The organism is Hymenobacter gelipurpurascens, from assembly GCF_900187375.1.
In the GTDB taxonomy this organism is placed as follows: Bacteria; Bacteroidota; Bacteroidia; order Cytophagales; family Hymenobacteraceae; genus Hymenobacter; species Hymenobacter gelipurpurascens.
The window spans coordinates 928,529-954,070 of the sequence record NZ_FYEW01000002.1; the positions used below are offsets into that span (position 1 = coordinate 928,529).

Genomic DNA, 25,542 nt, shown 5'->3' on the forward strand with positions numbered 1-25,542 from the left:
GACGAGTTAGCAGCCGGCACTAGGTCAGCGGATTGCGGAGGTGTCTAGGATGAAAACTGCGTTGCTTCCTGGGGTGTAGCGGCGGTTTGGCGCTGGCTCTGCACGTGCTCCACAATGTTGCGGAACAAGCGCAGGCCGTCTCCTTCCTCACTCAGATTCGGGTTCTGGCGTTTGCGCCGAGCCCAGTCGGGGTGGTTATAGAGCGAGAGGAAAGCCTCGGGGTGCGGCATCAGCCCGAATACTTGCCCAGTGGTGTCGGTCAGGCCGGCGCAGTTCAGGTCGGCGCCGTTGGGGTTATGGGGGTACACGTCCGTGGGCGAGCCATCGAAATCAGTGTAGGCCAGGCAGTTCAGAGCGCGGGCTTCGATTTGAGCCAGGGTTTCTTCGCCTTTGATGATCAAGCGACCTTCGCCGTGGCGCACGGGCACTTCCATGCTCTCGATGCCTTTCAGGAAGGGAGAGTTCGACTTGGGGTTAACTTTCAGGCGTACCCACCGGTCTTCGTAGCGACCTGAAGCGTTGTGCGTCAGGGTCACTTCCGGCGTCACGTTGCCGCTCAGGTTGGGCAACAGGCCTAGCTTCACCAGCACCTGGAAGCCGTTGCAGATGCCCATCACGAACTTGCCGTTAGCAATGAACTGCTTGATGTCGTCGAGCAGGGTGCGGCCCTCGGCGTTTTTGCGGTAGCGTAGCTTGTTGGCCAGCACCACACCCGAACCGAGGTCGTCGCCGAAGCTGAACCCGCCGGGGAAGTTCAGGATGTCGTAGTCATGGATGCTGACGTGGCCGTGCAGCACCTGGTTCAGATGCACGATGGTCGGCTCGGCACCGGCCAGCTTGTAGGCGGCGGCAAACTCCTCTTCGCAGTTGATACCGAAGCCCGTCAGGATGAGGGCTTTGACGGACAGAGCAGAGGAGGTTCCGGCTGAGGAGTGGCTTAGAGGCTCCGTAGATTCATGACCTGCGTCCACGCTTTTATAGCCCGGCAGCACAATCTGACCTTCGCGGTTCACGATTTCGTGGCCGGGATCATCATGCTGGGGGCGCGGAGGCGTGTTCAGATCCGGCAATTTGGGTTGCTCGTTGTCGTTCATGATTACTGAGCCGCTTCGTGCTGGCCGAAGCCGATAATTCTGTTTACTGGGCCATTCGTCCATTCGTGGCGCAGGGCTGCCGTGCTGGCCGAAATGACCGTCTGGCTGCCGTGGCGCACCGTGAGCTGACCGTCCTGCGTTACCACACCAAGGCGGTTGGCGCGGCCACCGAAGTGCTGCTCGAAGGCCACCACATCTTCGGGAGCCACCGTAGCTACGAAGCGGGAGTGAGACTCCGAGAACAGCTGCGCCGACAGGCCTAGGCCAGTAACGGGCAGCTCCACATCAGCACCAAAGCCATGACCGAACGTGGCTTCTGCCAAGGCAACCGCTAGGCCACCGTCAGATAGGTCGTGGCAAGATTGAATGAGGCCCTGGTCGTTGGCTTGGCCCATCAGGGTGTAGAGGGCTTTAGCTTCTTCAAACCGAACTTTGGGCACGTTGGCGCCTAGCTCACCGAAAAGCTGGTAGAACTCCGAGCCGCCTAGCTCGTCGTAGGTTTCGCCCAGCAGGTACACCACGTCGTCGGCTTGCTTGAAGTCGGAGGTGATGGTGCGGCGGACGTCCTCGATTTTGGCGGTCATGGAGTACAGGACCGTGGGCGGAACCGAAATCTTCACGCCATCGGCCTTGAAGTCGTTCTTCATCGAATCCTTGCCCGAGGTGAGCGGGATGCAGTAGGCCGCCGTGGCATCGCGCAGAGCCTGGCACATGCGCACCAGCTTGGCCAGCTTGTGCTTGCCATCAGGGTTAGTGGCGGGGTCGTACACCGAGTCGGGTACGCAGAAGTTGTCGTTCACCGACCAGAAGTTGCCGTCACCGTAGCTCAGGTTAGGCAGCTTACCTCCTACCGCTACAATCTGGCGCACAGCCTCGTCAAACGCGCCGGCCGACATATCATAGGCGTCTATATCTCCGAAGCGGGGCAGGATACCGTTGCTCACGGCTACTCCTTCCCAGCTCTCGAAGTTGAAGCGTACCACGGCGGCATCCTGCGGAGCTTGCCCGGTTGCGCCCATGAGGGGCTTGATGATGGTGCGGCCCTTTACCTCGTGGTCGTACTGTCGAATTACCGATTCGCGGGAGCAGATGTTGAGGCTGCCGAGCAGGCGTCTCAGTACGTCGGTATAGTCGAGGTTAGCGGGTAATGCGGGCTCTTGGGCGGTAGGCTTGGTCCACTCGGCTTCCAGCACTTTGCGCGGCACGCCGTTGTGCAGGAACTCCATATCAATGCGCGCCACCGACTCACCGTCGAAGCGCACGTCGAGGCTGCCATCCGAGGTGAAGTAGCCGATATCGGTCAGCTCCACTTCCATTTCCTGGCCTAGAGCCATCAGCTCGGCCATCTTCGCGGGCTCCACAGCCAGCGAGAAACGCTCCTGCGACTCCGACACGAAAATTTCCCAAGGCCGTAGGCCAGGGTACTTCAGGGGCACTTTCTCCAGCTCCACCACGGCACCGCCGCTGATGGTAGCCAGCTCGCCAATGGAGGAAGACAAGCCGCCCGCGCCGTTGTCAGTACTGCACTTGATGAGGCCACGACGAGTAGCCAAGATCAGGAAATCCATGGCCAGCTTCTGCGTGATGGGCGAGCCGATTTGCACAGCCGTAGCGGGCGAGGTTTCGTCTAGCTCGATGCTAGAGAACGTAGCGCCGTGGATACCGTCTTTGCCCACCCGGCCCCCGGCCATGATAATGCGGTCCTGGACGTCAATGTTTTTCTCCCACGAGTCGAGGCCAGCCAGTTGCATGGGCATTACGGCGCCGGTGCCGCAATATACCAGCGGCTTACCAGCATACCGGTCATCAAATACAATAGCGCCATTCACCGTCGGAACGCCCGACTTGTTGCCGCCATCTTCAATGCCTTTGCGCACGCCTTCAAAAATGCGGCGCGGGTGCAGTTGGTTGCTCAGCAGCGTGCCCGAAAACTCGGGGTTACCGAAACACAGTACGTTGGTATTAAACAGCAGCTGCGCGCCCCCGATGCCAGTCGCCAGCGGGTCGCGATTGTTGCCCAGAATGCCGGTAATAGCACCGCCGTAGGGGTCAATGGCCGAGGGCGAGTTGTGCGTCTCCACCTTCCACACGAACAACGACTCGGGGTTGATGCGCACGGCGCCGGCGTTGTCACTGAACACCTTAATCAACCAATCATTGCCATTAGCGCGGAGCTGGCGGTCCACCTCGGAGGTAGCGTCTTTGATGTAGGTCTTGAATAAGGAGTCTACTTCGAACTCCTCGCCGGTATCGGCATCCCGGTACTTAATAACGGCGCTGAACTCCTTGTGCTTGCAGTGCTCCGACCAAGTCTGAGCAATGATTTCCAGCTCGCAGTCCGTCGGGTCCTGGGGCAGGCCGGCGGTCTGGCGTTCGTCCTGAATGCTGGTGTAATGGTCGCGTACGACGCGCATTTCCTCTAGGTTCAGAGCATAGAGGTTATCCTTCGACAGCTTGACCAGCTCTTCATCGGAGAGGCCTACGAGGCGCACGGTGTCCGTAATAGATTCGGCCCCACCACCCGGCCGCGGCGTGTAGTCGCGAATCTGGGCTATGGGGCCGACCTCGAAGCGGTTAATCATCTTGTTGCCGAGCAGGTCTTCGGCCAAGCGGCGCAGACTACTCTCGGTCAGCTCGTGCTCCAGGAAGTAGAGCCGTTTGCTGAAGATGTGCTGGGTATGGGTGTCCAGAGGCTGGTTCAGAAAGTCGCCGAGGGCGTTCTGGGCCGATATGCCTTCGTCATCCGTCACGCCGGGCAGCTTGGCCACCAGAATGTAGCTTTTGTAGTCGGCGCCGTGGCGGAACTCGTCGAGGGCCACGTCGTGCAGCACTGGGTCCTGGAGGCAGTGGGTGGCGAAGTCGCGCAGTTGCTCGTCGCTCACGGGGTAGCGCACCGTGTAGAGGGCGGTGCTTTGCACCCGGCCGGTAGAGAGGCCTAGGTGGCGTTGGGCAGCTTCGGCTACACGTTGGCCCTCGCCATCATGTTGGCCGGGCTTGAGCAGAAGCTGTATGGTTCTTTGGGTAGAGTCCAAAAGGAGGTTGGTTATCTATTTTTCGGGTTTCCCACGCCTAGGCCAGTTGCCCACGTGAGGAAGCATACCCGCGCAGGGTACGCCGAAAATGCCTTGCTTAGCTACCGGTTGCAGCGAAGTAGGTTTAAGAAAACGCTTTTTCCGGCCGACTGCCGGGTTTCACCACCGGAATACCTGCCCGGCAAAGCGGGCAATCATCGGGTGCGTAGGTGGCCGCCGTTACCGGCAGCAGGGCAAAGTTCGGAAAAGAAAGTGAGGCTTGCCCACCCGTGCGGTCAATTAAACTTGCCACGGCCAAAACTTTTGCCCCCAACCCCTCCAACACCCGCGCTACTTCGTTGGTGCTCTTGCCGGTAGTCACCACGTCTTCGGCAATAACAATTTTTTGGCCGGGCTCAATGGTAAAGCCCCGCCTCAAGGTCATCTGCCCGGTATCATCCCGCTCCGTAAAGATGCCCGGAACGCCCAATTGGCGAGCCAGCTCATACCCAATCACCACGCCACCCATGGCGGGACCCACCACCACATCGGGCTGCAAGCCAGCTTCCTGAATCTGCCGGGCCAGCTCTGCTGCCGCTGGTGCTGCTAAATCAGGCCGGCGCAAGAACCGGGCGCACTGCACGTAGGTATCTGAGTGTAGGCCGGAGGAAAGACGGAAGTGGCCGCGCAGCAGCGCATCTTCCTGGAGCAGTTGCTGCTCTAGCGTTTCGGAGGTGAGGGTGGTTGAGGTGGAAGCCAAGGGAAGTATGCTATTATATTGTAGGGTGAAGAGCTACTTAAGTAGAACGTCAATGCCAGCTTGCCGAGGGACCTCGCGTGCTGACGTATGATTACTGTGGCAACGTCGGCACGCAAGATGCTTCGACTCCGCTCAGCATGACATTCTTTTTACCATCTACTAGGCCTAGGCTATACTGAAACCGGCCGGAACTGGTTGATCTGCGCTACCAGCTCCCGAGCGGCTAGGTCAGCATCAGCCGCTTGCCACAACGCGCGTGACGTATTAATAAGAAGACCGGAGCCATCAGCGCGCAGGCCGGCTTTCAAGGTGGCTTGCAAGTCGCCGCCTTGGGCGCCTACGCCCGGTACTAGGAACCACTGTTCTGGGGTGAGGCGGCGCATGCGGGCAACGGCTTCGGCATTAGTGGCGCCTACCACTAGGCCTATGCCGCCGTGCTGCTCGTCGAGCTTGCGGGCTATGGTAGCGGCGCAATCGGAGAGAGAGCCGCCGCGGGTGAGGGCCACATCTTGCAGAGAGTGAGCGGGCTTGTTGCTGGTTTTAGCCAGCACAAACACCATTTTACCTGGCCTAGCAAACGGCACAATGGCATCGTCGCCCATGTAAGGGTTTACCGTCACGCCGTCGGCCCCAACGATGTCGTAGGCGAACTTGGCGTAGTGGTCGGCGGTGTTGGCAATGTCGCCAAACTTACCATCCAGAATCACCGGGATGCTTTCGGGAATGCGCTGCACGGTTTCGCGCAGCAGCTTTACGCCATCCTCGCGGCTCAAGAAGAAGGCCAGGTTGGGTTTGAAGGCCGCCGCGTATTCGCTGGTTTGGTCGATAACCTCAGCTAGGCGGCGCGCTACCTGGGCATCATCCCCTACGGGGTCGAGGCCTACACAGAGGAGGCAATTGGCGTACTGAACGCGTTGGGTTAGCTTTTCCATTCTGAAGTGATGGTTTCAGGTTGAAGATGAGCGCACTCGGTGGCTAGGCGGGCTGTGAGGCCTGGTTCCAGCCATTCGCCGCTGGCAATCTGCACGGCACTGGCCCCGCAGCGCAGGTAGTCCGTGACGTGGCTGGCGGTAAACACACCGCCTGTTCCGAAGATAGGAAGTGTGATATTCTCGTCATGCGCTAGTTCCCACACGCAGCGCAAGGCTACCGGCCGTAGCGCCTCGCCCGACAAGCCGCCGGCTACCGGTGCGGCCGTGGCATCATCTGGCAGGTGCAGGGCTTTGAGCAGATTGGTAGCAGCCAGCGCATCGGCACCGCCGGCTTGCGCCCCTAAGGCTAGGCCTCTGATGTGCTCCGGCCACGGCGGCAGCTTCACGATAACAACAGCAGCGGGGCCTAGCTCATTGCGTACGGCTTGCGTGGCTTCGCGCACAAACCTGGCGCTGAGCTCCTCCCCTTTGCCGGTGTCGGGCTGCGCTATGTACACTTCTACGCCGGCAATCAGGTCGCCGACTTCTCGGGCGAGGTAGCGCGCAATCTTGCGAAAGCCCGGGATGCCAGGCGCCGTGATGCTTACGAACACGGGCACGCCGTAGCGCCGCAGATTGGGCAGGTGCTCCTGCACCAGAATTTCGGCGCTTTCGGTGCGCATGTTGGTGGCGTTGAGCAAGGTCTGCTCATTTACCTGCCAAATGCCTTCTTCGTAGAGTCCGGGCTTGGGCTCCATGGTCACGGTGCGGGTGAAAATCGCGCCCAGCCGCTCATAGCCCGCTCCATCCAGCTGCCAAGACGAGGCCGCCAGACACACGGGATTTTGTAGCGTGAGTTTTCCGAGTTGCATAGTTTTTAAACAGCTATGATTTGCTCGCCACAGCGCTCCTACGCAGAGTCTGCAACCAGCAAAATCAGAAGAATACGCTACTACTGGCCTAGGCCCGAAGCAGCCAACAACTATCATTGAAACTCCCGAAAAAACGGGGTGGCCAATTCGCGGACCGACTTGCGTCAGAATCCCCCTGATTTCTATCACCCCGCTTCCTTGTACCACCCCGCCCCGCTGCCGCCGTTGGGTAGGCTACGGGAAGTTCGGGATTATTCAGTTGCCGGTTACCAGTTGTCAGTGGCAGTATGGAATTACTTTCCTGACAACTGGTAGTCGGCAACCGGCAATTAGTAAAAGCAAAGCGCCCGACTACTATCGGGCGCCTGCTGGAAAGTCAGACTAGATGACGTTGGCGCAGTTGATGAGGAACGGTACGCAGTCCTGGATGTCGGTTTGGCCGAGGATGAACTGGGCTACGCGGGCCATGCCTACGCCAGCGCCCGAGTGCAGCTTTACCTCGTGCTCTTTGTGGAAGTCGAGGTAACAGAGGGCGGTGTCGTTCATGGTGGTTATCAGTTTGAGATCAGGCGTTAGAAAATACAAGAGTGGGTGCTGGGTCTGCCTAGGCCTATCGAATTGACAGGACATAAAAAAACCGCTTCGAAAACCGAAGCGGTGAAAGCAGCAAAACCAGAAAAAACAAAAGAGCCAACGCGGGAAATGACCTTGCGGTCATCTCGCAGGACGTTCTCGTGGAAGGCCCCGCGCTTCATCAGATCGTGTTGTTTTAGCTGAAGCACGACGCAAAAGTACTACTCCGCCTGAGCTCACCAACTGAAACCATGTTAAGTTTATGTTACCTTAATGTTACTACCTTTTTGAGAGCACCAGAGTGGCCTAGGACAAAATTTTATTAGCTATGTTCCTGTATTTCAGGAAATTTAATTATCCGCTGTTTATTGCCTGTTTCTTCTATGGCCTTAGTACCTTTACCTTTTAATCTTCGTTTGAAGGCGCATATTATCTATACACTGGCCTACCAGCTAGCAAAAAAGTGCAATTTTCAGCATTAACTAACCCCTTATGCATCAGTGACAGTCCCACCGACGTCCTGAAAAGGCAATACAATTTCAATTTTCACTAAGATCCTCCCTCTTCGCTGATTTGGAGAAGTGCGGTGCCCTTATTATCTTAACATATTCATAATTATTTAGGTTTAGTACAATTCGTCGATTGTCGATTACCTTTGTGCACCTCGTCAGGACATTCAACTTCATGCCTTCCTATGAAAAACTCTTTACTCAGTGTGCTTTTATGCGGGTTGATGCTTTTCTCGCTTTCAGCCTATGCTCAGTCTGATGCTCCGGCTCCTGTAGAATACAGTGAGCGAGTACCAGCTGAAGGTGCAGGAAGCTCGGCGCTTTACCGGCGGGCACTCGACTGGACGGAAAACCGTTTCGCCTACGGCCCAAAAAGCGGACAAAAGGCGGATGCCACCGCTGGCACCCTGCGCCTGACGGGCACCAGCAAGGTGAAGCCTGTAGACAAGAAAGCCCGCGAGCAGGCCATCACGATTCTGTTTGACTTCACGTTTCGGGCTTCGGATAATGGCTATGAATACAGCGTTGGATCGTTTCAGGCCATTCCCGATCCGGAACAGCCCAGCCAAACCATGCCGCTTGATGCTTACATTGCGAAGCTGCGGGCCGAAAAAACAAACGATCAGACGCACAACGACCGGCGCGTAACAGCGCAGGCCACCTCTATTGCCAGCGAGGCAGCTATGAGCTTCCGCTCCTACATGAATAGCCAGCCGGCTGAAGGAAATGTAGGCCTAGCCGGCGAGAACTAAGTCAGTCTTTCCGCCTTATATATTCAAACACCAAGAGGGCCTGCTGCAGCTATGTAGCAGGCCCTCTTGGTGTTTGGTGTGGTCGGCATTTAGCTTCTAGGCCAGTGTTTGGCTACGCAAAGGCGCGCTAACACCAGAAATGGCGCGCTACTTCAGTTTAGCAGGCTTACCTGATGGGTATTACATGCAGAAAGCCGCGTTGCAGCGCGGCTTTCTATACTATCCTCTACACAGCTCCCCTTCACTCTTTCACTCGCCACAAAACTACGGGAAGCAAGTGGCGTGAACTAAGGCAATTAGACTAATAACAATATGTTAAAGACGAATGCCGCGCATTACCCGATCAACACAAAAAAGCCCCGACTACCAGAAGGTAATCGGGGCTGGCCTAGCGAGGTACTTTACAATCAGCTGGTTGGACCACTATCTACGCGCGCCTCAATCGTGCTCTGCACCGTAGTAGAAACGGCAGAGAGAATATCGTAGCCCGTAGCTTGCTCAATAGCATCTACGGTGGTGCGGTAGCTGCCCCAGGTAGTGCTCAGGGAATTATCGTTGGGGGTATTGACGGCAATAACGCGCGTGCTGGTCGTTACGCGGGAGGCGTCGCCGGTGCCGTTGGGCATCACCACAATCACTTTCCACACGCGCGCCGGTACCGTTACGCGGCCAGCATCGAGGGTGGTAGCGTAGCCGGCCGAACCCGTACCGCCTTTGCCATAGCTTCCCATGATGATATACAGTTCGTTGCCGGCATCAACAAGCGTACGGCAGTAGTTCTCTAAGCTGGCCCAAGTCCGCTGATTGTTGTTGGGTGCCTGTGGAATCATGTTGCTCATCAGGAACGTAGCCGAGTTATCAGCAACGGAACCCGTGCGGTCGGCTGAAGGGCAATTGTGGCCCCGATCGAAACCGGAACCGGTGTAGCTGGTGCTCGTTACGCGGTACCAACCCGACGGCAGGCCGTTGTCGGGGCCAAAATTATCCTGGCGCGGCGTGCTACCCAGCCATGCACTACTCAGGTGCCAGCTCACCCAGTTCGGCGTGCCCCGGTCGCGGTGATACGACATAGTGTACTGGGACTTGGTGACCAGGTAATTCCAATAGTTTGCGGAGTTGGCTACGGCACCGCTGGGGTTGCCCATAGCCAAGTTATTGTCGCGGGTAGCGGTGGCATCGGCGGTTTGCGAGGCCATGGGGTCTGGCGCTGGCGCAATAGTGTCTTTGGAACAGGACACGGCCAGGGTGCCCAACAGGAGCAGTGCCGATAAGCGGGAAAGTGTGCGCTTCATGCAGACTTGGGTTTTGGTTGGAAGGAGAAGAGTGGAAGAAACGGAGAAAACAAAGGTGGCACTTGATCTAAAATAGGATGTTACCGGATGGTTATCATTTTAGCTTCCTACGCCATCTCCTCAACGACAGCGAAGCGCATAAATTATTGCTGCCTTTTACTCAACTACTGGCCCTTGGTTGCTTCAGGGTTGGTAATATGCTTACATCTTCACGCGCTGAGCTTCCATCTACTACTTGGTGGCCTAAGCCACTTGCCATCACCTGGCGAATTCCCAAAACAAGAAAAGCCCCGCTGACCTGCAACAGCGGGGCTTTTCGAATAACATAATGAATAGGGTGGATATAAGAATAAGCGTGAGAAATATGGAAAGCCTGGCCTAGCGGCCCGTAATGACCAAGCGCTGCGCGGACACCCGCTGCCCGGCAGCATCTACCAGCACTACCTGATAGATGCCGGCCCGTAGGCCAGCAGTAGTCAGCACGGCCTCACGCTCTTGTACTAGCTGCTGGCTTACCAGCTGAGCCTGGGCATTGTAAATAGTAAGCTTCAGACCTTCGGCCGCAGTGCCGGGCACTTGCACGCGCACCTGGTCGGTGGTAGCGGCGGGGTTCGGGTATAGGGTTACCTGACTAGGAGTTTTCAGGCTGACGGCCACAACAGCGGAGAACTGCTCGCTGCCATCTTGGTCTACCTGCCGCAAACGATAGTACAGTACCGATACACCTTGGCCGGCGGCTTGCTCATCGCGGAGGACGTAGCTACGCCGGGCCGTGCTGGCGCCAGCCGCCGACACTCGCCCAATGGCTTTGAAGCTTTGTTCTTTTCCTCCTATGGAGCGCTCTACCACGAAGTAGCTGCTGTTTCGCTCCGAGGCCGTTTGCCACACCAGCTCTACCGCCGTACCAGAAGGAGCTGCTTTGAACTGCACCAGCTCTACTGGTAGCGGCGCGGGCGTCACAATTTTGGTGGGGAAGCCGGTAGGCCTGTCTTCGGCAAATGCATAATAGATCTTGGTCGCATCGAGTAGCGAAACGCCATTGGTAATCTCAATTTCTACCCAGTCGAAGTTTTGGGTGGTGGCAAATGACACTTCCTGTCGGCCGTCGCTGAGCAATTCTAGGCGCAGCAGGCTGGACCCGCTGGCACTTTCTACCAGTGTGCCTCCGTTAGCGCCAGAATAGGTTTTCACCCGAATGTTGGACAGCAGGTTAGCATCTAGCAAGCCAGATGCTCTGCTCAGCACAACGCCCGCTGTGTTACCCGCTAGGCCAGGTCCGTTCAGGTTCAGCTTCAGGGCAGTAGTACCAATAACGCCAATGCCATTATCTATCACGGCAAAGTTGTTTTTTAGGTCACTGTCTGCGGCGTTCTGCGGATTGGTAACACCACAGCTCACGCACAGTACACCATTGGCTTTGTAACGACTGGCCTGAAATTGATTTGTAGTGGAGGGAAAGTTAGAGAGGATTGGCTCTTGGTCACGGAACACGCTGGGCTCTAGGCCATATCCGTAGTAAATGCGCAAGTCGTTGAGAGCGGTGAGGAGGCTGTTCTGTCGAATTTCTACCCGATCAAATGCCTTTATCGTTTCAAAGTTCACGGAGTACTGTCCGTTCGACAAAAGCTGCAGGTTTAGCAACTGAGCGCCGGAAGCGGTTTCTTGCGCCACGCCATTTAGGTACGTAGTTACACTTAGGCCAGATAGGACGTTGGCATCCAACAGGCTACCGCTCCCAATTACAAAGCCAGCCTCGTAGCCAGCCGGCGCTTTACCCTCCAGTTGGGTTTGTAGGGTAGTAGGGCAATTAATGCCCAAGAATGTCCCGAACGTAGCATAGTTGGTCAGGTCGGCGTCTACAGCATTACCAGGATTGCTGATATTACTGTTGGCACACACCTTCAGAATATCAACCGGCTGAATTTTAGTGCTGTAGTTATCAGCTAGATTACTAGTGAAGCGCGACACATACCCCTTGGCCGTTGTCACTTGGTTGGCATCAATGCCATAAGCATAGTACACATCAAGGCCGTAGGCCACTGATGCAAAAGAAGTGGCCTCAATCTCAATCTGATCAAATGGCTTTGAGGCTATAAACTCTAATCTAATGGGGCCGCTTCCATCAAGTAGTTCTCCTACCAAAGCGGCATCTACTATTCTGCTTTCTACTACATCATCAGAACCCTTCAGATAAGTACGGATGCGCAGTTGGTTGACTAGGTTCAGATTCAGCAGGTTCAACAGGGCTCCATTGCGCTGCACCAGTACGCCAGCCCGGTAGTTGGCCGGCACCTCCCGCTGCATATCCATTCTCAACGCTACTTTCTCCCCTAGGGTAGAAAGCGGAATGTTCATGGTGGCGGGCGTCGAGAAGTCAGAGTCCGTGGCCTTTGCCGGAGAAGAAACGCTGCCAAAGCAAGTCGTCTGAACAACTGGCAGGCCCAGGACAATCACCGTAACACTTGTGCAGGTTTGCTTAACACTAGCACCACTACTTCCACTGAAGGAATAGATAGGAGCGCTTGTGGCCAGCACCTGTGCGCTCCAGGAAGTTAGCAACAGCAGTAATCCGCTGATGCCGAGAGTTCGGATGAATAGCATTGATTTCATGCAAGACGAATAAGTGTGGGATATGGGACAGGTAGAATGCCAAGCAGCAAGGCACTCAGGCCAACCACATTTCAATTCCGCTTCCAACTTTATTCGACCATAACTTACCGCTGATATTCAGATGGTTACTTTAATAAGCAGAACTATATATTCTCCCATCGTTAGATTTCCATTCTATAATTGGGAATTTTTGGTAAGCCCATATTTCCCGCTTATACTCGCATCCCGACGCATTTTCTCTACCACCCGAGCTACTGAAAACCCTCAGACCGGAATTGAACATTCTGAAGTTAGCTCTTACCCCAGGAGCCAAGCTCTGAAATGTGCAGCCGGTTGCCGTTCCCCTGCCTTCCTTATGAGCGCCTCTCAATCTGTCTCTATTTTTATAGTTGAAGACAATGCCTGGTATGGCGAGCTGTTAGAATACAAGCTCGCGCAGAACCCAGATTACCACATCCAACGCTTTACTACGGCCCAGGCCTGCCTGGAACACCTCACTGATAAGCCCGACATTATCACGCTGGATTACTCCCTGCCCGATGGCAAAGGCGACCAGGTGCTGCGCCAGATTCGGGAACGGCTGCCGGAAGTGGCTGTCATTGTTATTTCGGGGCAGGAAGATGTGCGCACCGCCATTGCACTGTTGCGCCAAGGGGCCTACGACTACCTGGTAAAGGACGAGGAAACCGTAGACCGGCTCTGGAACTCCGTCAGCAACATTCGGAAGCAGCTGGCCCTGAGCCGCGAAAACAACCGCCTACGCGAGCAGATAGGCCAAAAATATTCGCCGGAGCGGGCCATTCTGGGAGAGAGCCCCCAGATTCAGCAGCTATACAGCCTGATTGATAAGGCCGCACGCACCAGTATCACGGTGTCGTTGAGCGGCGAAACCGGCACGGGCAAAGAGCTCGTGGCAAAAGCCATTCATTTCCGCTCAGAGCGGCGCACAGGCGCCTTTGTGGCGGTAAATGTGGCCGCTATTCCGCGTGAGCTGGTTGAAAGCGAGCTGTTCGGTCATGAGAAAGGCTCGTTTACCGGCGCCATCGGCCGCCGGATCGGGCGTTTCGAGGAAGCCCACAACGGCACACTGTTCCTGGATGAAATTGCTGACCTGGAACTGAGCCTGCAGGCAAAGCTGCTGCGGGTACTGCAGGAGCGCGAAGTTACCCGCGTGGGCGGCAACGTGCGCATTCCGTTTGATGCCCGCCTAATGGTAGCCACCCACCGCGACCTGGCCCAGGAAGTGAAAGAAGGCCGCTTCCGCGAAGATCTGTATTACCGTCTGCTAGGCCTGCCTATCCTGCTGCCGCCGCTACGGGAGCGAGGCAACGATGTGCTGGTGCTAGCGGAGGCCTTCCTGCAAAGCTTCTGCGAGCAGAATAATATGGCCTCCTGCACTTTCTCGCCAGCAGCGCAGCAGAAGCTGTTGCACTACGCGTTTCCGGGCAACGTGCGGGAGCTGAAGGCAGTGGTAGAGCTGGCAGCAGTGCTGGCCGAAGGAGATGTTATTCAGCCCCAGGACCTGTCGTTGCGGGCCGGAGCCCTAAGCGCCACCGACACCGAGGAGAAAGTAACCAATGCCCCTTTGCGGGTACAAATGGCCAGTATTGTACAGCGCTACCTGGATGCCCACAACGGGAATATTTTGCAGGTGGCCGCCAAATTGCAAATCGGGAAGTCTACTATTTACCGTATGGTACAGAATAATGAGGTCAGCCTTCGCTGATCCGTGTCATTATTCTCTAGGCCATGTCCTCTATCAGTTACCGACAACTAGCCCGCCGCTTACAGCTTACCCAACGCGCCCACGAGAAGGCACAGCAATCCTGCCAGGAAGCACAGCAGCAGCTCCGGGAGTTTATGAGCCGCTCGCAAACCGCTGCGGCGCAAGCGGCGGCCCTGCTGCAAACCATGACGACGGCCATTCTGGCCGAAGACCAGCACCATACCGTAACGCTGCTTAACCACCGGATTTGTGAGCTGTTCGGGCTGCCCGAGGAGCCTAGCTTCTATGTAGGCCTCTCCGGCAAAGAACTACTGGAAAACTGCCCGGTTTCCTTTCAGAATGCCGAACACTTCCGGGAGTCGCGCAGGGCTACTGAGCAGGCTCAGGAGCGCGTGAGCGGACGATTGTTTACGCTCCTAAACGGCACTATTATTCAGCAGGATTATTTGCCGGTGGTGCAGAATGGTCTCACCGTGCTGCACATCTGGAGCTACGAAGACGTGACCCAGCGCCAGCAGGCGCAGGAACGCGTGCAGGAGCTTTCCTACCTCGCCGAGCAAAGCCCGCAGCCCATTATCCGGTTCGATGCCAGCGGTGAAGCCCGCTATGCCAACCCGGCCGCCGCCACCGCTCTGGCAGCCCTGGCCCAGCCCACCGAGAAGGCCACGAAGCAACTACTCCATCAGGAAATTAATGAGGCCCTGACTGAAGGCAAGCCGCGCACCGTTGAAATGCGGCTAGACGGCAGCTACTATCTCTGGACGGTAGCCCCGCTAAGCCACGAGAACGGGGCGAATGTGTACCTCACTGATATTACGCTGCGGCGCTTGGCCGAGGCCGATTTGGTCCGCAACCAGCTGTTTACCAGCCGCATCAACGATACGGTACCCAATATTGTATTTCTTCTGGATATGGCCACGCGCAGCTTGCTGTACTGCAACCGGCAGTGCGAACATGTACTGGGCTACACGGAAGACGAGTTGCTGGACATGGGCCCCGATTTGGCAGCCCGTCTGCTTCACCCCGACGATTTGCGCACGGTTGGCCGCAAGCAGAATATCCTGAGGAACTTAGGCGATGGAGAAGTACTCAACTCGGAGTACCGCATGCGCCACCGCAACGGAGAGTGGCGCTGGATCAGTCTGAAGAGCACCAGCTTTATGCGGGATGCCGACGGCTTAGTGGCGCAGGCAGTAGGCTCTGCCGCCGACGTATCGGAGCGGCGCAACACGGAGGAGCAGCTGCGGCAGAGCCGCCTGCTCATGGACCGCGTTACGAATACCACGCCCAACCTAATCTACATCTATGACCTGCAGCAGCAGTCGATGGCGTATTGCAACAGCTTCGTGAAAACCATGCTGGGCTACACCGAGGCAGAGCTGAAGGACATGGGCTCAGAGGTTTTCGCCAGGTTGGCGCCGGCGCCCGAGGCAGAGCGGCTGCGCCGCCACTTTGGGGAGGTGAGACAGGCCGCCGATGGCGAGGTACTGAATCTAGAGTTTTTCCTTTACCACCGCAACGGCACCATCCGCTGGCTGCGCATCAACAGCACGTCGTTTGACCGGGACTCGCGGGGCCAGGTACGGCAGGCGGTGGGCTCTGCCGAGGACATTACCCGGTGGAAGGTGGCCGATGAGCAGCGCCGCTCGGCCAACCGCCGGCTGGCCGAACAAAACCGCCTGTTCCGACAGGTAATAGATGCCGCTCCCAACCTGATTTATCTGAAAGACCGGCTGGGGAACTACGTACTTGCCAACCAGGCCACCGCTCAGCTCTACAATATGAGCATCGAAACGCTGGTGCAGGCTACGGGCGATGAACTGGAAATAGCCTTTCCCGACATGGCGCGCTACCGCGCCGACGATGAGCGGGTAATCAATACATGCCAGGAAATAGCGCAGGAAGAAACCTTTACGGGGCCCGATGGCGAAGTCCACTGGCTCAATAGCATCAAGCGGCCGTTTTTACTGGCCGATGGTACGGTGCAGGTGCTGGGCGTAGATAATGATATCACGGCCCTGAAAAACACGGAGCATGCCTTGCAGAAAGCCAAGGAAGTAGCCGAAGAAAACGCCCAGGCTCGCCAGAACTTCCTGACCAATATGAGCCACGAAATCCGGACGCCCATGAACGGGATTATGGGCCTAGCCGAGCTCTTGGCAAAGACACCGCTTACCGATCAGCAGCACCACTATCTGCATCACATCCGACATTCGGCCGAAAATCTGCTCGTCGTCATCAATGACATTCTGGACATGGCGCAGCTGGGCGCCGGCCGGATTCGGTTGGAAACCGTGCCTTTCCAGCTCGATGAGGAGTTGAAGGCCAGCTGCCAGTCGTTGCTCTACAAAGCCACCAAAAAAGGTGTTCAGCTTCGGTTGCAGCCCCTGCCCCCCGATGTGCCTAAGCGTGTACTCGGCGACCCGTATCGTTTGCGCCAGGTACTTCTGAACCTGCTCAACAACGCCGTTAAGTTTACGGAGCGGGGCCAGGTGCTCCTGACCTGCCAGCGCGTCAGCGGGCCCTCGGAGCCGTTGCGCCTACAGTTTTCCGTGCTCGATACGGGCATTGGAATTCCGGCCGGACAGCTGGAGCAGATGTTTGAGCCGTTTGCACAGGCCTCGGCCAGCACTGCCCGCGAATACGGGGGCTCGGGTCTGGGCCTGAGCATTTCCCGGGGCCTGATTGAGTTACTGGGAGGTGAGCTGACGGCCGAAAGCCAGTTGCATAAGGGCAGCACATTCCGGTTCACGCTGCCCTTCGAGGTGGCCTACGATGAGCCCACCCTTGCCGAGGAGCCGGCCCTCAACTACCAGACCCTAGGCCACCTTCGCATCCTGCTGGCCGAAGACAATGCCGTAAACCAGTTGCTGGCACGCGCCATGCTGGAAGGCTGGGGCATGCACGTGGATGTCGCTTCGTCGGGGTCGGAGGCGCTGGCCATGTTTGGGCAGCAGGTGTATGATATAGTATTGATGGATATTCAGATGCCGGGGTTGGATGGCGTAGCGGCCACCCGCCTCCTGCGGCAGCACCCCGACGCCGCCCGGGCTGCTACGCCCGTGGTAGCCCTCACGGCCCACGCCATGCAAGGCGAGGCGGAGCGCTACCTGAGCGCCGGCCTGAACGCCTACCTTTCGAAGCCGTTCCGGGAACAAGACCTGTTCCGGACCATTGCCGGCCTGCTCAACGGTGCCCCAATGCCTGTGCCCCTCTCCTCCCCCGCGTTGCCAGCTTCCCCACCCGATACTACTACCGCCCCGCTCTACGATCTGAGCATGCTGCGCCGCCACACCAATGCCGATGAGGGGTTTGTGCGCCGTCTGGTGGATCTGTTCATTCAGACCACGCCGCCCATCGTGGCCGAGCTGGAGGCAGCTGTGGCCGACCAGAACCGGGAGAAAATAGCGGCCACGGCCCACCACCTGAAAAGCTCCGTTGATGGCCTACGGGTGCAGTCACTCTACACCGTGCTGCGGAACCTGGAAACGGCCAACGCCGACGCAGAAGCGCCCGAAATAGCCACCCTAAGCGGCTGGGTACAGCAGGTGCAGCAAATATTGGAGCGCGTGATAAGCCAGCTGCGGCAGGAGTTTCCGGCCTGACGCTGTTTAACTAGGCATGAACGCTTCTCCCCCCCTCCTTTTTGCTGATGCGGTTATTATTGGAGCCGGCCAGACTGGCCTAGCGGTAGCTTACTACCTGCAGCAGCGCCAAGCTTCTTTTGTGGTACTGGATGAACGCCCCGCCGTAGGCGACGTGTGGGCGACCCGCTACAACTCGTTGCGGCTGTTTTCGCCTACTTGGGCGAGTGGCCTACCGGGCCTGGGGTGGCCTAGCACCGCCTCTACTTATCCTTCCAAAGACGAAGCCGCCCAGTATTTGCTCCAGTATGCGGCCCACTTCCGGCTGCCTATTGAGAATAATGAGCGGGTGACACAGGTAAGCCCAACGGCCGGCGGGTTTGAAGTACAGACCGCGTCCGGCAAGCGCTACCACACACCGCGCGTTATCGTGTGTACCGGGCCTTATACGGCTCCCGCTGTTCCGGCTTTCGCTGAAAACCTGCCGGCATCGGTACATCAGTTGCACAGCAGCCTCTACCAAAAGCCGGCCCAGATAGCCGCCGATGGGCCGTTGGCCGTGGTGGGTAGCGGCAACTCCGCCCTGCAGATTGCCGCCGACCTGGCCACCACCGGTAGGCCAGTCTACATAGCCTTTGATGAACAGACACCGGCTGTGCCCAACAACACGGCTACGTGGCTCTCTCTGCTGGGCACGGGCTTGTTGCAGGTGCCGGGCCATACGTGGCTGGGCCGGTTTATGCGGCAGCAGAAGGAGCCGGTAGTGCGAGGAGATTTGCAGCGGCTTCGGCGCCTGCCCAATGTGCACTTTATTGGTCGGGCACTGGCGGCAACGGCTGCGGGTGGCCTAGCGGGCCGCCAGAGCGCCACCCCACCCCTGGCGGCCGTGGTATGGGCCACCGGCTACCGGCCAGACTACAGGTGGCTTCACGTACCGGCAGCGCTCCTGCCCGATGGGAAGCCGCGCCACTTCCGGGGCATCTCGCCGGTTCCGGGGCTGGCTTTTCTGGGCCTCGACTGGCTGAATACTCGCCGCTCGGCCCTGATGGGCGGCGCTGCGGCCGATGCACGGTATGTGGTTGAGCAGCTTTTTAAAAGCACATAATTATGCTGAAACTCCAACGCACCATTCCGGGTTACTACAGCATACCTTGCACCTACCGGATACCATCGGTGACCCGATAGGCGTTTAGGAACTCACATTGCCTTAAATCCTTTTTGTATGACTCTGCTGATTTTTTTCGGAATACTGCTGGCTACTGCTTTTTTGGCTCTCGACACGGTGAACAACGTGAAGGAAATGCTGAAGCCTGTGCCAGTTCGGGCAAACAACGGTAAATAGCATCCTCTTGCCTGCCATAATAAAAGCGCCTCAGTTGGGGCGCTTTTTTTGTGCCGTTACGGGCGCGTAGGCCACAAAAAAAGCAGCCCCTCGCGGAGCCGCTTTCAACTGTATATCCTAGGCCAGGTTGGTTACCGAATTACCAGCTTGCGCATTTCACTGCCCGATTCGGACTCCAGCTTCACGTAGTAGAGGCCACTGGTGAATTTACTCAGGTCCAGTACTTTGATGTACCGGTCGTTGAGCTCGGTGAGCGTTTCGCGGTAGAGCACCGAGCCAATTACGTTCAGGACGCGCAGCTCCAGCTTCCGGCCTTCAAACCCATTGATGGATACATGCACAATGCCGGTGCTGGGGTTGGGGTACACCAACAAGGCTTTTTCGTCACCGGCAGACCTAGCGGGTGATTTTGCTGGCGCAGGGGTAGCTGGCTGGGCTGCGGCCTGCGAAATAGTGCGGTGCATGGGCCCGATAACCAGCAAAGCGAATAAACAAAAGAAGCGTAGGCGTTTCATCATAGGTGCTCGTAAAGGAGTGGGATACGTACAGAGCAGAATACTCAATAACGACGGGTACGGAATTAGGTTGACAAAGGTAACAACCTATTTTGGCTGCTGAATTGAAATATAACGCATCTTCGATAAAAGAACAGCTTTTATCTTCTCTCTCACGACTTTACCCACCAAATTAAGTTGGACGTTGTCATTATAGGCGGAGGCCTGGGAGGCCTCTGCGCTGCCCTCGACCTGCGGCAGCGCGGCCATGGCGTTACGGTTCTGGAACGCCGCCATTACCCATTTCATCGGGTATGCGGCGAGTACATCTCCAATGAGGTGCTACCCTACCTGCGTCGGCTGGGCGCCGACCCGCAGGTTCTGGCTCCGGCCAGCATCACCGAGTTTCAGCTGAGCGCACCGGCAGGCCGCACGCTTTCCTTACCTCTTGACCTGGGAGGCTTTGGCATCAGCCGCTACGTGCTCGATGAGCATCTGTATCAACTGGCCCAGGCCCGCGGTGTTACGGTGCTGCAGGGTACTACCGCTACGGCGGTGCGCTTTGAGGCGGCTACGGACCAGCATGTGGTGGAGCTGCAGGGCGGCCAGCAGCTGACGGCACGCGTGGTGCTAGGGGCCTACGGCAAGCGCAGCACCCTCGACAGACAGCTGCAACGCGCCTTCTTTCAGCAACGCTCCCCCTACCTGGGCGTGAAATACCACCTGCGCTACGACCAGCCCCGCAACCTGATTGCCCTGCACAACTTCGCGGACGGCTACGCGGGCATTTCGGCAATTGAGGACGACAAATACTGCTTTTGCTACCTCACCACACGCCAGAATCTGAAAGTGCATGGCACTATTCCGGCCCTGGAAACCGCAGTGCTGGCCCGCAACCCCCAGTTGCGCCGCATTCTGCAGGAAGCCGAATTCCTGTATCCGCAGCCCGAAGTCATCAACGAAATATCATTTGCCCCCAAAAAGGCCGTGGAAGACCATGTGCTGATGTGTGGCGACGCGGCGGGCCTCATTACGCCGTTGTGCGGCAATGGTATGGCTATGGCTATTCACGGAGCAAGTGTGGCAGCTGAGCACACGCACTCCTTTTTGCAGGGCCGCCTGAACCGGCCGGCGCTGGAAGTGGCCTACCAGCAAGACTGGCAGCGCCACTTCGGACAGCGCCTCCGGGTAGGGCGGGCGGTACAGCGCCTGTTTGGGCAACCCCTCCTGAGCGAGGTTGCGGTAGGTACCTTGCGGTTCTGGCCTGGTGTTGTGCGCGCCCTCATGCAGCGCACTCATGGCCAAGCCTGGTGAAACGGTGAAATGGTGAGTTTGACGTTCTGCTTGCAAAAGTGGCGCGGTTTAGGCCGCCAGCACGTCAAATTCACCATTTCACTATTTCACTATTTCGCCATGTCACCTCTTACATGATTTGGGGGTTTGCCAATAGAGACAGCGCCGTGGGCAGAATTTGCGTAAACTACATCCAATGACCAGCTACCTCTGTGCCATCGGCACTGCCAACCCGCCCCACCGTATTCCGCAAACCGATATTGCCAACTTTATGGCAGGCGCGCTGCAACTTAACGAAGCTGGCACGCGCAAGCTCCGTGCGCTGTATCGGGTGTCGGGAATTGCGCAGCGCTACACCGTATTGCCGGATTATGGGCGGGAAAATGGTGCGTATGAGTTCTTCCCGAACACGCCTGATCTGGAGCCCTTTCCCTCCGTAGGTCACCGCATGGCCCAGTACCGGCTGCATGCGCTGCCGCTTTCGGTGCAGGCCGTGCGCGAGTGCCTGCGCCAGCAGCCAGAGGTGAAAGTGGGAGGTATTACGCACCTGGTTACGGTAAGCTGCACCGGCATGTATGCACCGGGGCTGGACATTGAGTTGGTGGCGGCGCTCGGGCTGAACCCCAATGTGCAGCGCACCTGCGTAAACTTTATGGGCTGCTACGCGGCCGTGAATGCGCTTAAGCTGGCCGATGCCTTTTGTCGCGCTGATGCGTCGGCGCAGGTGCTCATTGTGTGCACGGAGCTCTGCACCCTGCACTTCCAGAAAAGCCAGGAAGACGACCACCTGGTTTCGAATGCGCTGTTCGGGGATGGCGCTGCCGCTGCCTTGGTGCTGGGCAAGCCGGCAGTCAAAGGGCCCAGCCTGGCGCTAGAAGCGTTCCATTGTGGCCTAGAGCCCGATGGCCAGCAGGATATGGCTTGGCACATCAACAACTTCGGGTTTGAGATGACGCTATCTTCTTACGTGCCCCACCTCATCCAGCGCGGCATCCGGAAACTTACTGACCAGCTGTTGGAGAACCTACCCGTGCAGCTTTCTGATATTCACGCCTTTGCCATTCATCCGGGTGGACGCAAGATCCTGGAAACCATTGAGCAGGAGCTAGGCCTATCCACGCACGACAACCGCTTTGCCTACGAGGTACTGCGCGACTACGGCAATATGTCGTCGGCCACGGTGCTGTTTGTGCTGCAGAAGCTACTGCACAGCCTCACTCCTGCCGATGCCGGTGCCCCAGTCCTGAGCTTTGCCTTTGGGCCAGGCCTCACGCTGGAGGCCATGCTGCTGAAAGTAGTTTTGCCGGAAGTCCGGACTGCTGATGGCCACCGCACGGCCCTGTTGGCAGAGCCTACCGCCCGCCTTACCGCGCAGCCCGTTTCGTAACCTAATTTCTCCGCTGGCTTTTTTCGCATGAATTTTCGTCATCGTGCTACGGCGGAAGAGTTGATGGACGACTTGTCCCTTGCCTCCGACGAGCTGCGCCGTAACCTGGACGAGCTGGAAACCATCAATACTTGGCTGGGAGGGTACGCGCCCGTGCTGGATGCGCTGCAGCGTCTGCGCCCGCAGTTCCCGGCGGGCCGGCCCCTGCGCCTCGCCGATTTGGGCAGCGGCGGCGGCGACACCCTGCGCCAGATTGCCCGCTGGGCCCGCAAACGTGGCCTAGCCATAGAACTGACGGGCATCGACGCCAACCCCTTCATGCTGGAGTATGCCGCCAGCAAAAGTCAGGCATATCCGGAAATCAGCTACCAGCAAGCCGATATTTTCTCGCAGGAGTTCCAGCAACAACCCTACGACATTCTGACGGCCAGCCTGTTTTGCCACCACTTCACGTCGGAACAGCTGACTGGCATGCTGCCACTGTGGCAACAACAGGCCCAACTGGCCGTCGTCATCAACGACCTGCACCGCCACCCCCTGGCCTACTACAGCATCCGGTGGCTTACGCGCCTCTTCCGCGGCTCCTACTTGGTACAGCACGACGCGCCGCTTTCGGTGGCCCGCGCCTTCACGCGCCACGACTGGCAACAACTGCTGCGCGCTTCCGGCATTGCGCGCTACGCCTTACGCTGGCGCTGGGCCTTCCGCTGGCAGGTGATTATCAGGTGAAGTGGTGAAATAGTGAAACGGTGAGTTTGACGTTTTAGTGGCCCACATGGCACTAACTGCGCAGGCAGAACGTCAAACTCACCGTTTCACTATTTCACCTTAGCTCCACAAGTCGGCGGCTACGCGGAACGTGTTGGCGTGGGCCTCCACGATATCGGCAATGCGCACGGAGTAGCCGCCGCCCATGCACACCACTACCGGAAGCCGGTGCTGATGGCAGCTTTCGAGCACGTACTGGTCGCGCTGGCGGCAGCCCTCTCGCGTGAGGGACAGGTGGCCTAGCTTGTCGGTGGCCAGCACATCTACCCCGCTCAGGTAAAACACAAAGTCAGGCTGATGCTCATCGAGCAGGCGCGGCAGCGTTTCGCGTAGCAACGCCAGGTACGTGGCGTCATCGGTGTGGTCGGGCAGCGGCAGGTCGAGGTCGGAGCGCTCCTTACGGTGCGGGTAGTTGCGGGCGCCGTGCATGCTGAAGGTAAATACGCGCGGCTCGTGCTCGAAGATGGCCGCCGTGCCGTTGCCCTGGTGTACATCCAGATCAATAATCAGTATCCGGCTCACGCCCAACTCGGGGTGGCCTAGCAGGTAGTTGGCAGCAGCGGCCTGGTCGTTGAGCAGGCAGAATCCTTCGCCCCGGTCGCGGAAGGCGTGGTGGGTGCCACCCGCAATGTTTAGGGCTACGCCGTGCAGCAAGGCCCGGCGCGTGCACTCCAGCGTGCCGCCCAATATGGTTACCTCGCGCTCAAAAAGCTGCGTACTCCACGGAAAGCCGGTGGCGCGTTCTTCCTGGCGCGTAAGGCTACCATGGCGCAGTCGTTGGTAGTAATCCGCATCGTGGGTTAGCAGAACCGTGGCGTCGTCGGGCGGCACTGCCCGGAAGAAGGCGCTTTCCGGCACGGTGCCCTCGCGCACCAATTGCTCGGGCAGTAGCTCATACTTGAGCATCGGGAAGCGGTGGTTGGCGGGCAGCGGGTGGGCATAGAGCGGAGCCCAGGCAATTGAAAGCATAGGCTTCGAGAACCGGAGGCATCAGGCAATGTTTCTAGGCCACGTATGCCATAAAAAATCAGGCTCCTTCAAGTTATGAAGGAGCCTGATCGGCATGTATTAATTGCGCTACGCCTGGTTAGTTGCGCGTCATGGCCCGGTTGGTAGCTAGTTCCGTTGCCGGAATGGGCCACACGTACAACGGGTTATCAGGCGCTACGGCACTCACGGTGCCTTTGCCGGGAATTGTGGCATTCAGGCGCATGATATCGATGTTGCGGATACCTTCGCCGAGGAACTCAATCCGACGCTCCAGTAGTACGGCATCAACTGCCTCAGTTGTTGAGGCAAAGGCGGCGTAAGCACCTGCCGGGTTCGAGCGGGTACGCACCGCGTTCAGCAAAGCCAAAGCCCTTGCATCGGTAGGGCCAGCCGTACGGAAGCGGGCTTCTGCCAGGCTCAGCAGCACTTCAGCGTACCGAATTACGGGCGCTTTGTCCGTGTAAGGCGAGCCAGTGGCATACTTCTTCAGGAATGACTCTGAGTTCACAACCGTTACGAAGTTAGTGCGGCGAGCATCCGTAGCGGCCCAGGCCGGGTTCGACAGGATTCCGCCGGCACCTGTGTTCAGGCCGTACTCGCCGTTGCCGATGGGGCCGGGCGAGAAGTAGTAGGCCAGTTGGTTCTGGGTACCAGGCGTGTTCTGCGCTGTGAAGGGGAAGCTCAGGATGCTTTCTGTCGTTTCCTGTGGTGGCGCGAATACGGCTGCGATGGAGGCGTTCAACGAATTCGGAACCCCGGTAGCCGCTGTGAAAGGAGCTGCTGCTGGTACAATCTTATCGGCTTCCCGAATCACATCCGCATACTTCGCCATCGAGAGATACACCCGCGTTTTCAGGGCAATAGCCGTGTTGCGGTGCGCCCGAGTCACGTTCAGGGTAGTAGCTGGTACGCTTTGCACAGCCGCCGTGTACGAAAGGGGCAAGTTCTGCTCAGCAAAGTCCAGGTCAGATAGAATCTGCGCGTACACTTCGGCTACTGAGCTGCGAGCCAGATCATTGTTCAGGGCGTTGGTTTCGGCTAGCAGGCGCAAGGGCAAGCCGGGCTTGCTACCGTTGCCATCCGCATAAGGCCGCGCATATAGCTGCAACAATGAGTAGTAGCAAAGTGCGCGCAGGAACCTGGCCTCGCCCTGATAGTTAGGCACCTTCTTCGCAGCAAAGTCAGCGGCGAACACGGGGGCCACAAACTTCGCCGAGTTGGCATCTAAGCCTGCCAGGAACACATTGGCCTGGTTAATAGCAGCGTAGGCCGAAGTCCAGAGGTTGATAACATCGTTCTGCGACGTTTCTGTAACGGTGTGGTTCCAAACGCTCAGCGCCGTTACGGCGTTGGAGGTACGGTTCACAAAGTCATTGGCGCGCACGTCGCCATATACCTGGTAACGCCCACCCAAAAAGCTACCCGTTTTTACGTAGCTATACAGACCATCCATCTGCAGCTCAATGCGGGCTGGTGTATCAAATACTACCTGGTCCGAAAACAGAGTTTTAGGAACCGGATCAAGCAAATCTTTCTGGCAGGAGGAACTTCCAAACGCCATAAGCGAGGAAATA

The 25,542-nt window shown here is 57.7% G+C and carries 18 protein-coding genes; 7 read left to right on the forward strand and 11 right to left on the reverse strand.

All coding sequences use genetic code 11. The annotated features are described in order from the left end of the window. Positions 1-44: 44 nt before the first annotated feature. From CFT68_RS15750 to CFT68_RS21830, 6 genes are all read right to left on the reverse strand, one after another. A complete protein-coding gene (locus CFT68_RS15750) occupies positions 45-1,094 on the reverse strand; it encodes a phosphoribosylformylglycinamidine synthase subunit PurQ (protein WP_088844488.1) in 1,050 nt (349 codons plus the stop codon). Positions 1,095-1,096: 2 nt separating this feature from the next. Beyond that, positions 1,097-4,126, reverse strand: a complete 3,030-nt coding sequence (locus CFT68_RS15755; RefSeq protein WP_088844489.1) for a phosphoribosylformylglycinamidine synthase subunit PurL — start codon at positions 4,124-4,126, stop codon at positions 1,097-1,099. Positions 4,127-4,250: 124 nt separating this feature from the next. Continuing rightward, positions 4,251-4,865 (reverse strand): orotate phosphoribosyltransferase, encoded by a 615-nt coding sequence (gene pyrE, locus CFT68_RS15760; protein WP_088844490.1) that lies wholly within the window; start codon positions 4,863-4,865, stop codon positions 4,251-4,253. A 170-nt stretch (positions 4,866-5,035) separates the two neighbouring features. Further along, positions 5,036-5,797, reverse strand: a complete 762-nt coding sequence (gene pyrF, locus CFT68_RS15765) for an orotidine-5'-phosphate decarboxylase (protein WP_088844491.1) — start codon at positions 5,795-5,797, stop codon at positions 5,036-5,038. After that, the gene (locus CFT68_RS15770; RefSeq protein WP_170934824.1) at positions 5,785-6,648 is read right to left on the reverse strand and encodes a dihydroorotate dehydrogenase; all 864 of its coding nucleotides are present in this window, start codon (positions 6,646-6,648) and stop codon (positions 5,785-5,787) included. Before CFT68_RS15770 ends, pyrF begins: the two co-directional genes overlap by 13 nt. Positions 6,649-7,029: 381 nt before the next feature. Then, positions 7,030-7,194 carry a hypothetical protein gene (locus tag CFT68_RS21830; RefSeq protein ID WP_170934825.1) on the reverse strand — a complete coding sequence of 55 codons (165 nt, stop codon included), beginning with the start codon at positions 7,192-7,194 and terminating at the stop codon, positions 7,030-7,032. A gap of 721 nt (positions 7,195-7,915) precedes the next feature. Between CFT68_RS21830 and CFT68_RS15775 the strand changes: the two genes are divergently transcribed. Continuing rightward, positions 7,916-8,482: a DUF4468 domain-containing protein gene (locus CFT68_RS15775; RefSeq protein ID WP_088844493.1), complete on the forward strand. Its 567-nt coding sequence runs from the start codon at positions 7,916-7,918 to the stop codon at positions 8,480-8,482. 407 nt (positions 8,483-8,889) lie between these two features. Here the strand turns inward: CFT68_RS15775 and CFT68_RS15780 are convergent, their stop codons facing one another. Both CFT68_RS15780 and CFT68_RS15785 read right to left on the reverse strand, forming a co-directional pair. Next, positions 8,890-9,774, reverse strand: a complete 885-nt coding sequence (locus CFT68_RS15780) for a DNA/RNA non-specific endonuclease (protein WP_088844494.1) — start codon at positions 9,772-9,774, stop codon at positions 8,890-8,892. A 378-nt stretch (positions 9,775-10,152) separates the two neighbouring features. Continuing rightward, a complete protein-coding gene (locus CFT68_RS15785) occupies positions 10,153-12,384 on the reverse strand; it encodes a T9SS type A sorting domain-containing protein (RefSeq protein ID WP_088844495.1) in 2,232 nt (743 codons plus the stop codon). A 355-nt stretch (positions 12,385-12,739) separates the two neighbouring features. On the opposite strand from CFT68_RS15785, the gene CFT68_RS15790 reads away from it, so the two are divergent. From CFT68_RS15790 to CFT68_RS15800, 3 genes are read left to right on the forward strand one after another with little or no spacing between them, the layout of a single operon-like run. After that, positions 12,740-14,110: a sigma-54-dependent transcriptional regulator gene (locus CFT68_RS15790; protein WP_088844496.1), complete on the forward strand. Its 1,371-nt coding sequence runs from the start codon at positions 12,740-12,742 to the stop codon at positions 14,108-14,110. Between the two features lie 23 nt (positions 14,111-14,133). Then, the gene (locus tag CFT68_RS15795; RefSeq protein WP_088844497.1) at positions 14,134-17,715 is read left to right on the forward strand and encodes a PAS domain-containing hybrid sensor histidine kinase/response regulator; all 3,582 of its coding nucleotides are present in this window, start codon (positions 14,134-14,136) and stop codon (positions 17,713-17,715) included. A 16-nt stretch (positions 17,716-17,731) separates the two neighbouring features. Beyond that, entirely contained in the window at positions 17,732-18,799 is a 1,068-nt protein-coding gene (locus CFT68_RS15800; protein ID WP_088844498.1) for a flavin-containing monooxygenase, read from the forward strand. A gap of 368 nt (positions 18,800-19,167) precedes the next feature. Here CFT68_RS15800 and CFT68_RS15805 read toward each other — a convergent pair whose 3' ends face one another. After that, entirely contained in the window at positions 19,168-19,554 is a 387-nt protein-coding gene (locus CFT68_RS15805) for a T9SS type A sorting domain-containing protein (protein ID WP_088844499.1), read from the reverse strand. 174 nt (positions 19,555-19,728) lie between these two features. On the opposite strand from CFT68_RS15805, the gene CFT68_RS15810 reads away from it, so the two are divergent. The 3 genes from CFT68_RS15810 (at position 19,729) to CFT68_RS15820 (ending at position 22,939) form a co-directional block, all read left to right on the forward strand. Next, positions 19,729-20,844, forward strand: coding sequence for an NAD(P)/FAD-dependent oxidoreductase (locus tag CFT68_RS15810; protein ID WP_088844500.1), 1,116 nt, complete (start codon positions 19,729-19,731; stop codon positions 20,842-20,844). A 175-nt stretch (positions 20,845-21,019) separates the two neighbouring features. Beyond that, positions 21,020-22,210, forward strand: coding sequence for a type III polyketide synthase (locus CFT68_RS15815; RefSeq protein ID WP_088844501.1), 1,191 nt, complete (start codon positions 21,020-21,022; stop codon positions 22,208-22,210). A 27-nt stretch (positions 22,211-22,237) separates the two neighbouring features. Continuing rightward, positions 22,238-22,939: a methyltransferase domain-containing protein gene (locus CFT68_RS15820; RefSeq protein ID WP_245815412.1), complete on the forward strand. Its 702-nt coding sequence runs from the start codon at positions 22,238-22,240 to the stop codon at positions 22,937-22,939. A 99-nt stretch (positions 22,940-23,038) separates the two neighbouring features. On the opposite strand, the gene CFT68_RS15825 is transcribed toward CFT68_RS15820, so the two are convergent. Next, positions 23,039-23,947, reverse strand: a complete 909-nt coding sequence (locus CFT68_RS15825) for a histone deacetylase family protein (RefSeq protein ID WP_088844502.1) — start codon at positions 23,945-23,947, stop codon at positions 23,039-23,041. Between the two features lie 118 nt (positions 23,948-24,065). Next, positions 24,066-25,529 (reverse strand): RagB/SusD family nutrient uptake outer membrane protein, encoded by a 1,464-nt coding sequence (locus CFT68_RS15830; protein WP_245815413.1) that lies wholly within the window; start codon positions 25,527-25,529, stop codon positions 24,066-24,068. Positions 25,530-25,542: the final 13 nt, after the last annotated feature.

Coding starts and splice junctions, on each gene's coding strand:
- CFT68_RS15775 (WP_088844493.1), top strand. CDS start 7,916: ATGAAAAACTCTTTACTCAGTGTGCTTTTATGCGGGTTGATGCTTTTC.
- CFT68_RS15825 (WP_088844502.1), bottom strand. CDS start 23,947: ATGCTTTCAATTGCCTGGGCTCCGCTCTATGCCCACCCGCTGCCCGCC.
- CFT68_RS15785 (WP_088844495.1), bottom strand. CDS start 12,384: ATGAAATCAATGCTATTCATCCGAACTCTCGGCATCAGCGGATTACTG.
- CFT68_RS15800 (WP_088844498.1), top strand. CDS start 17,732: ATGAACGCTTCTCCCCCCCTCCTTTTTGCTGATGCGGTTATTATTGGA.
- pyrF (WP_088844491.1), bottom strand. CDS start 5,797: ATGGAAAAGCTAACCCAACGCGTTCAGTACGCCAATTGCCTCCTCTGT.
- CFT68_RS15815 (WP_088844501.1), top strand. CDS start 21,020: ATGACCAGCTACCTCTGTGCCATCGGCACTGCCAACCCGCCCCACCGT.
- CFT68_RS15790 (WP_088844496.1), top strand. CDS start 12,740: ATGAGCGCCTCTCAATCTGTCTCTATTTTTATAGTTGAAGACAATGCC.
- CFT68_RS15820 (WP_245815412.1), top strand. CDS start 22,238: ATGAATTTTCGTCATCGTGCTACGGCGGAAGAGTTGATGGACGACTTG.
- CFT68_RS15830 (WP_245815413.1), bottom strand. CDS start 25,529: ATGGCGTTTGGAAGTTCCTCCTGCCAGAAAGATTTGCTTGATCCGGTT.
- CFT68_RS21830 (WP_170934825.1), bottom strand. CDS start 7,194: ATGAACGACACCGCCCTCTGTTACCTCGACTTCCACAAAGAGCACGAG.
- CFT68_RS15805 (WP_088844499.1), bottom strand. CDS start 19,554: ATGATGAAACGCCTACGCTTCTTTTGTTTATTCGCTTTGCTGGTTATC.
- CFT68_RS15770 (WP_170934824.1), bottom strand. CDS start 6,648: ATGCAACTCGGAAAACTCACGCTACAAAATCCCGTGTGTCTGGCGGCC.
- CFT68_RS15750 (WP_088844488.1), bottom strand. CDS start 1,094: ATGAACGACAACGAGCAACCCAAATTGCCGGATCTGAACACGCCTCCG.
- CFT68_RS15780 (WP_088844494.1), bottom strand. CDS start 9,774: ATGAAGCGCACACTTTCCCGCTTATCGGCACTGCTCCTGTTGGGCACC.
- CFT68_RS15795 (WP_088844497.1), top strand. CDS start 14,134: ATGTCCTCTATCAGTTACCGACAACTAGCCCGCCGCTTACAGCTTACC.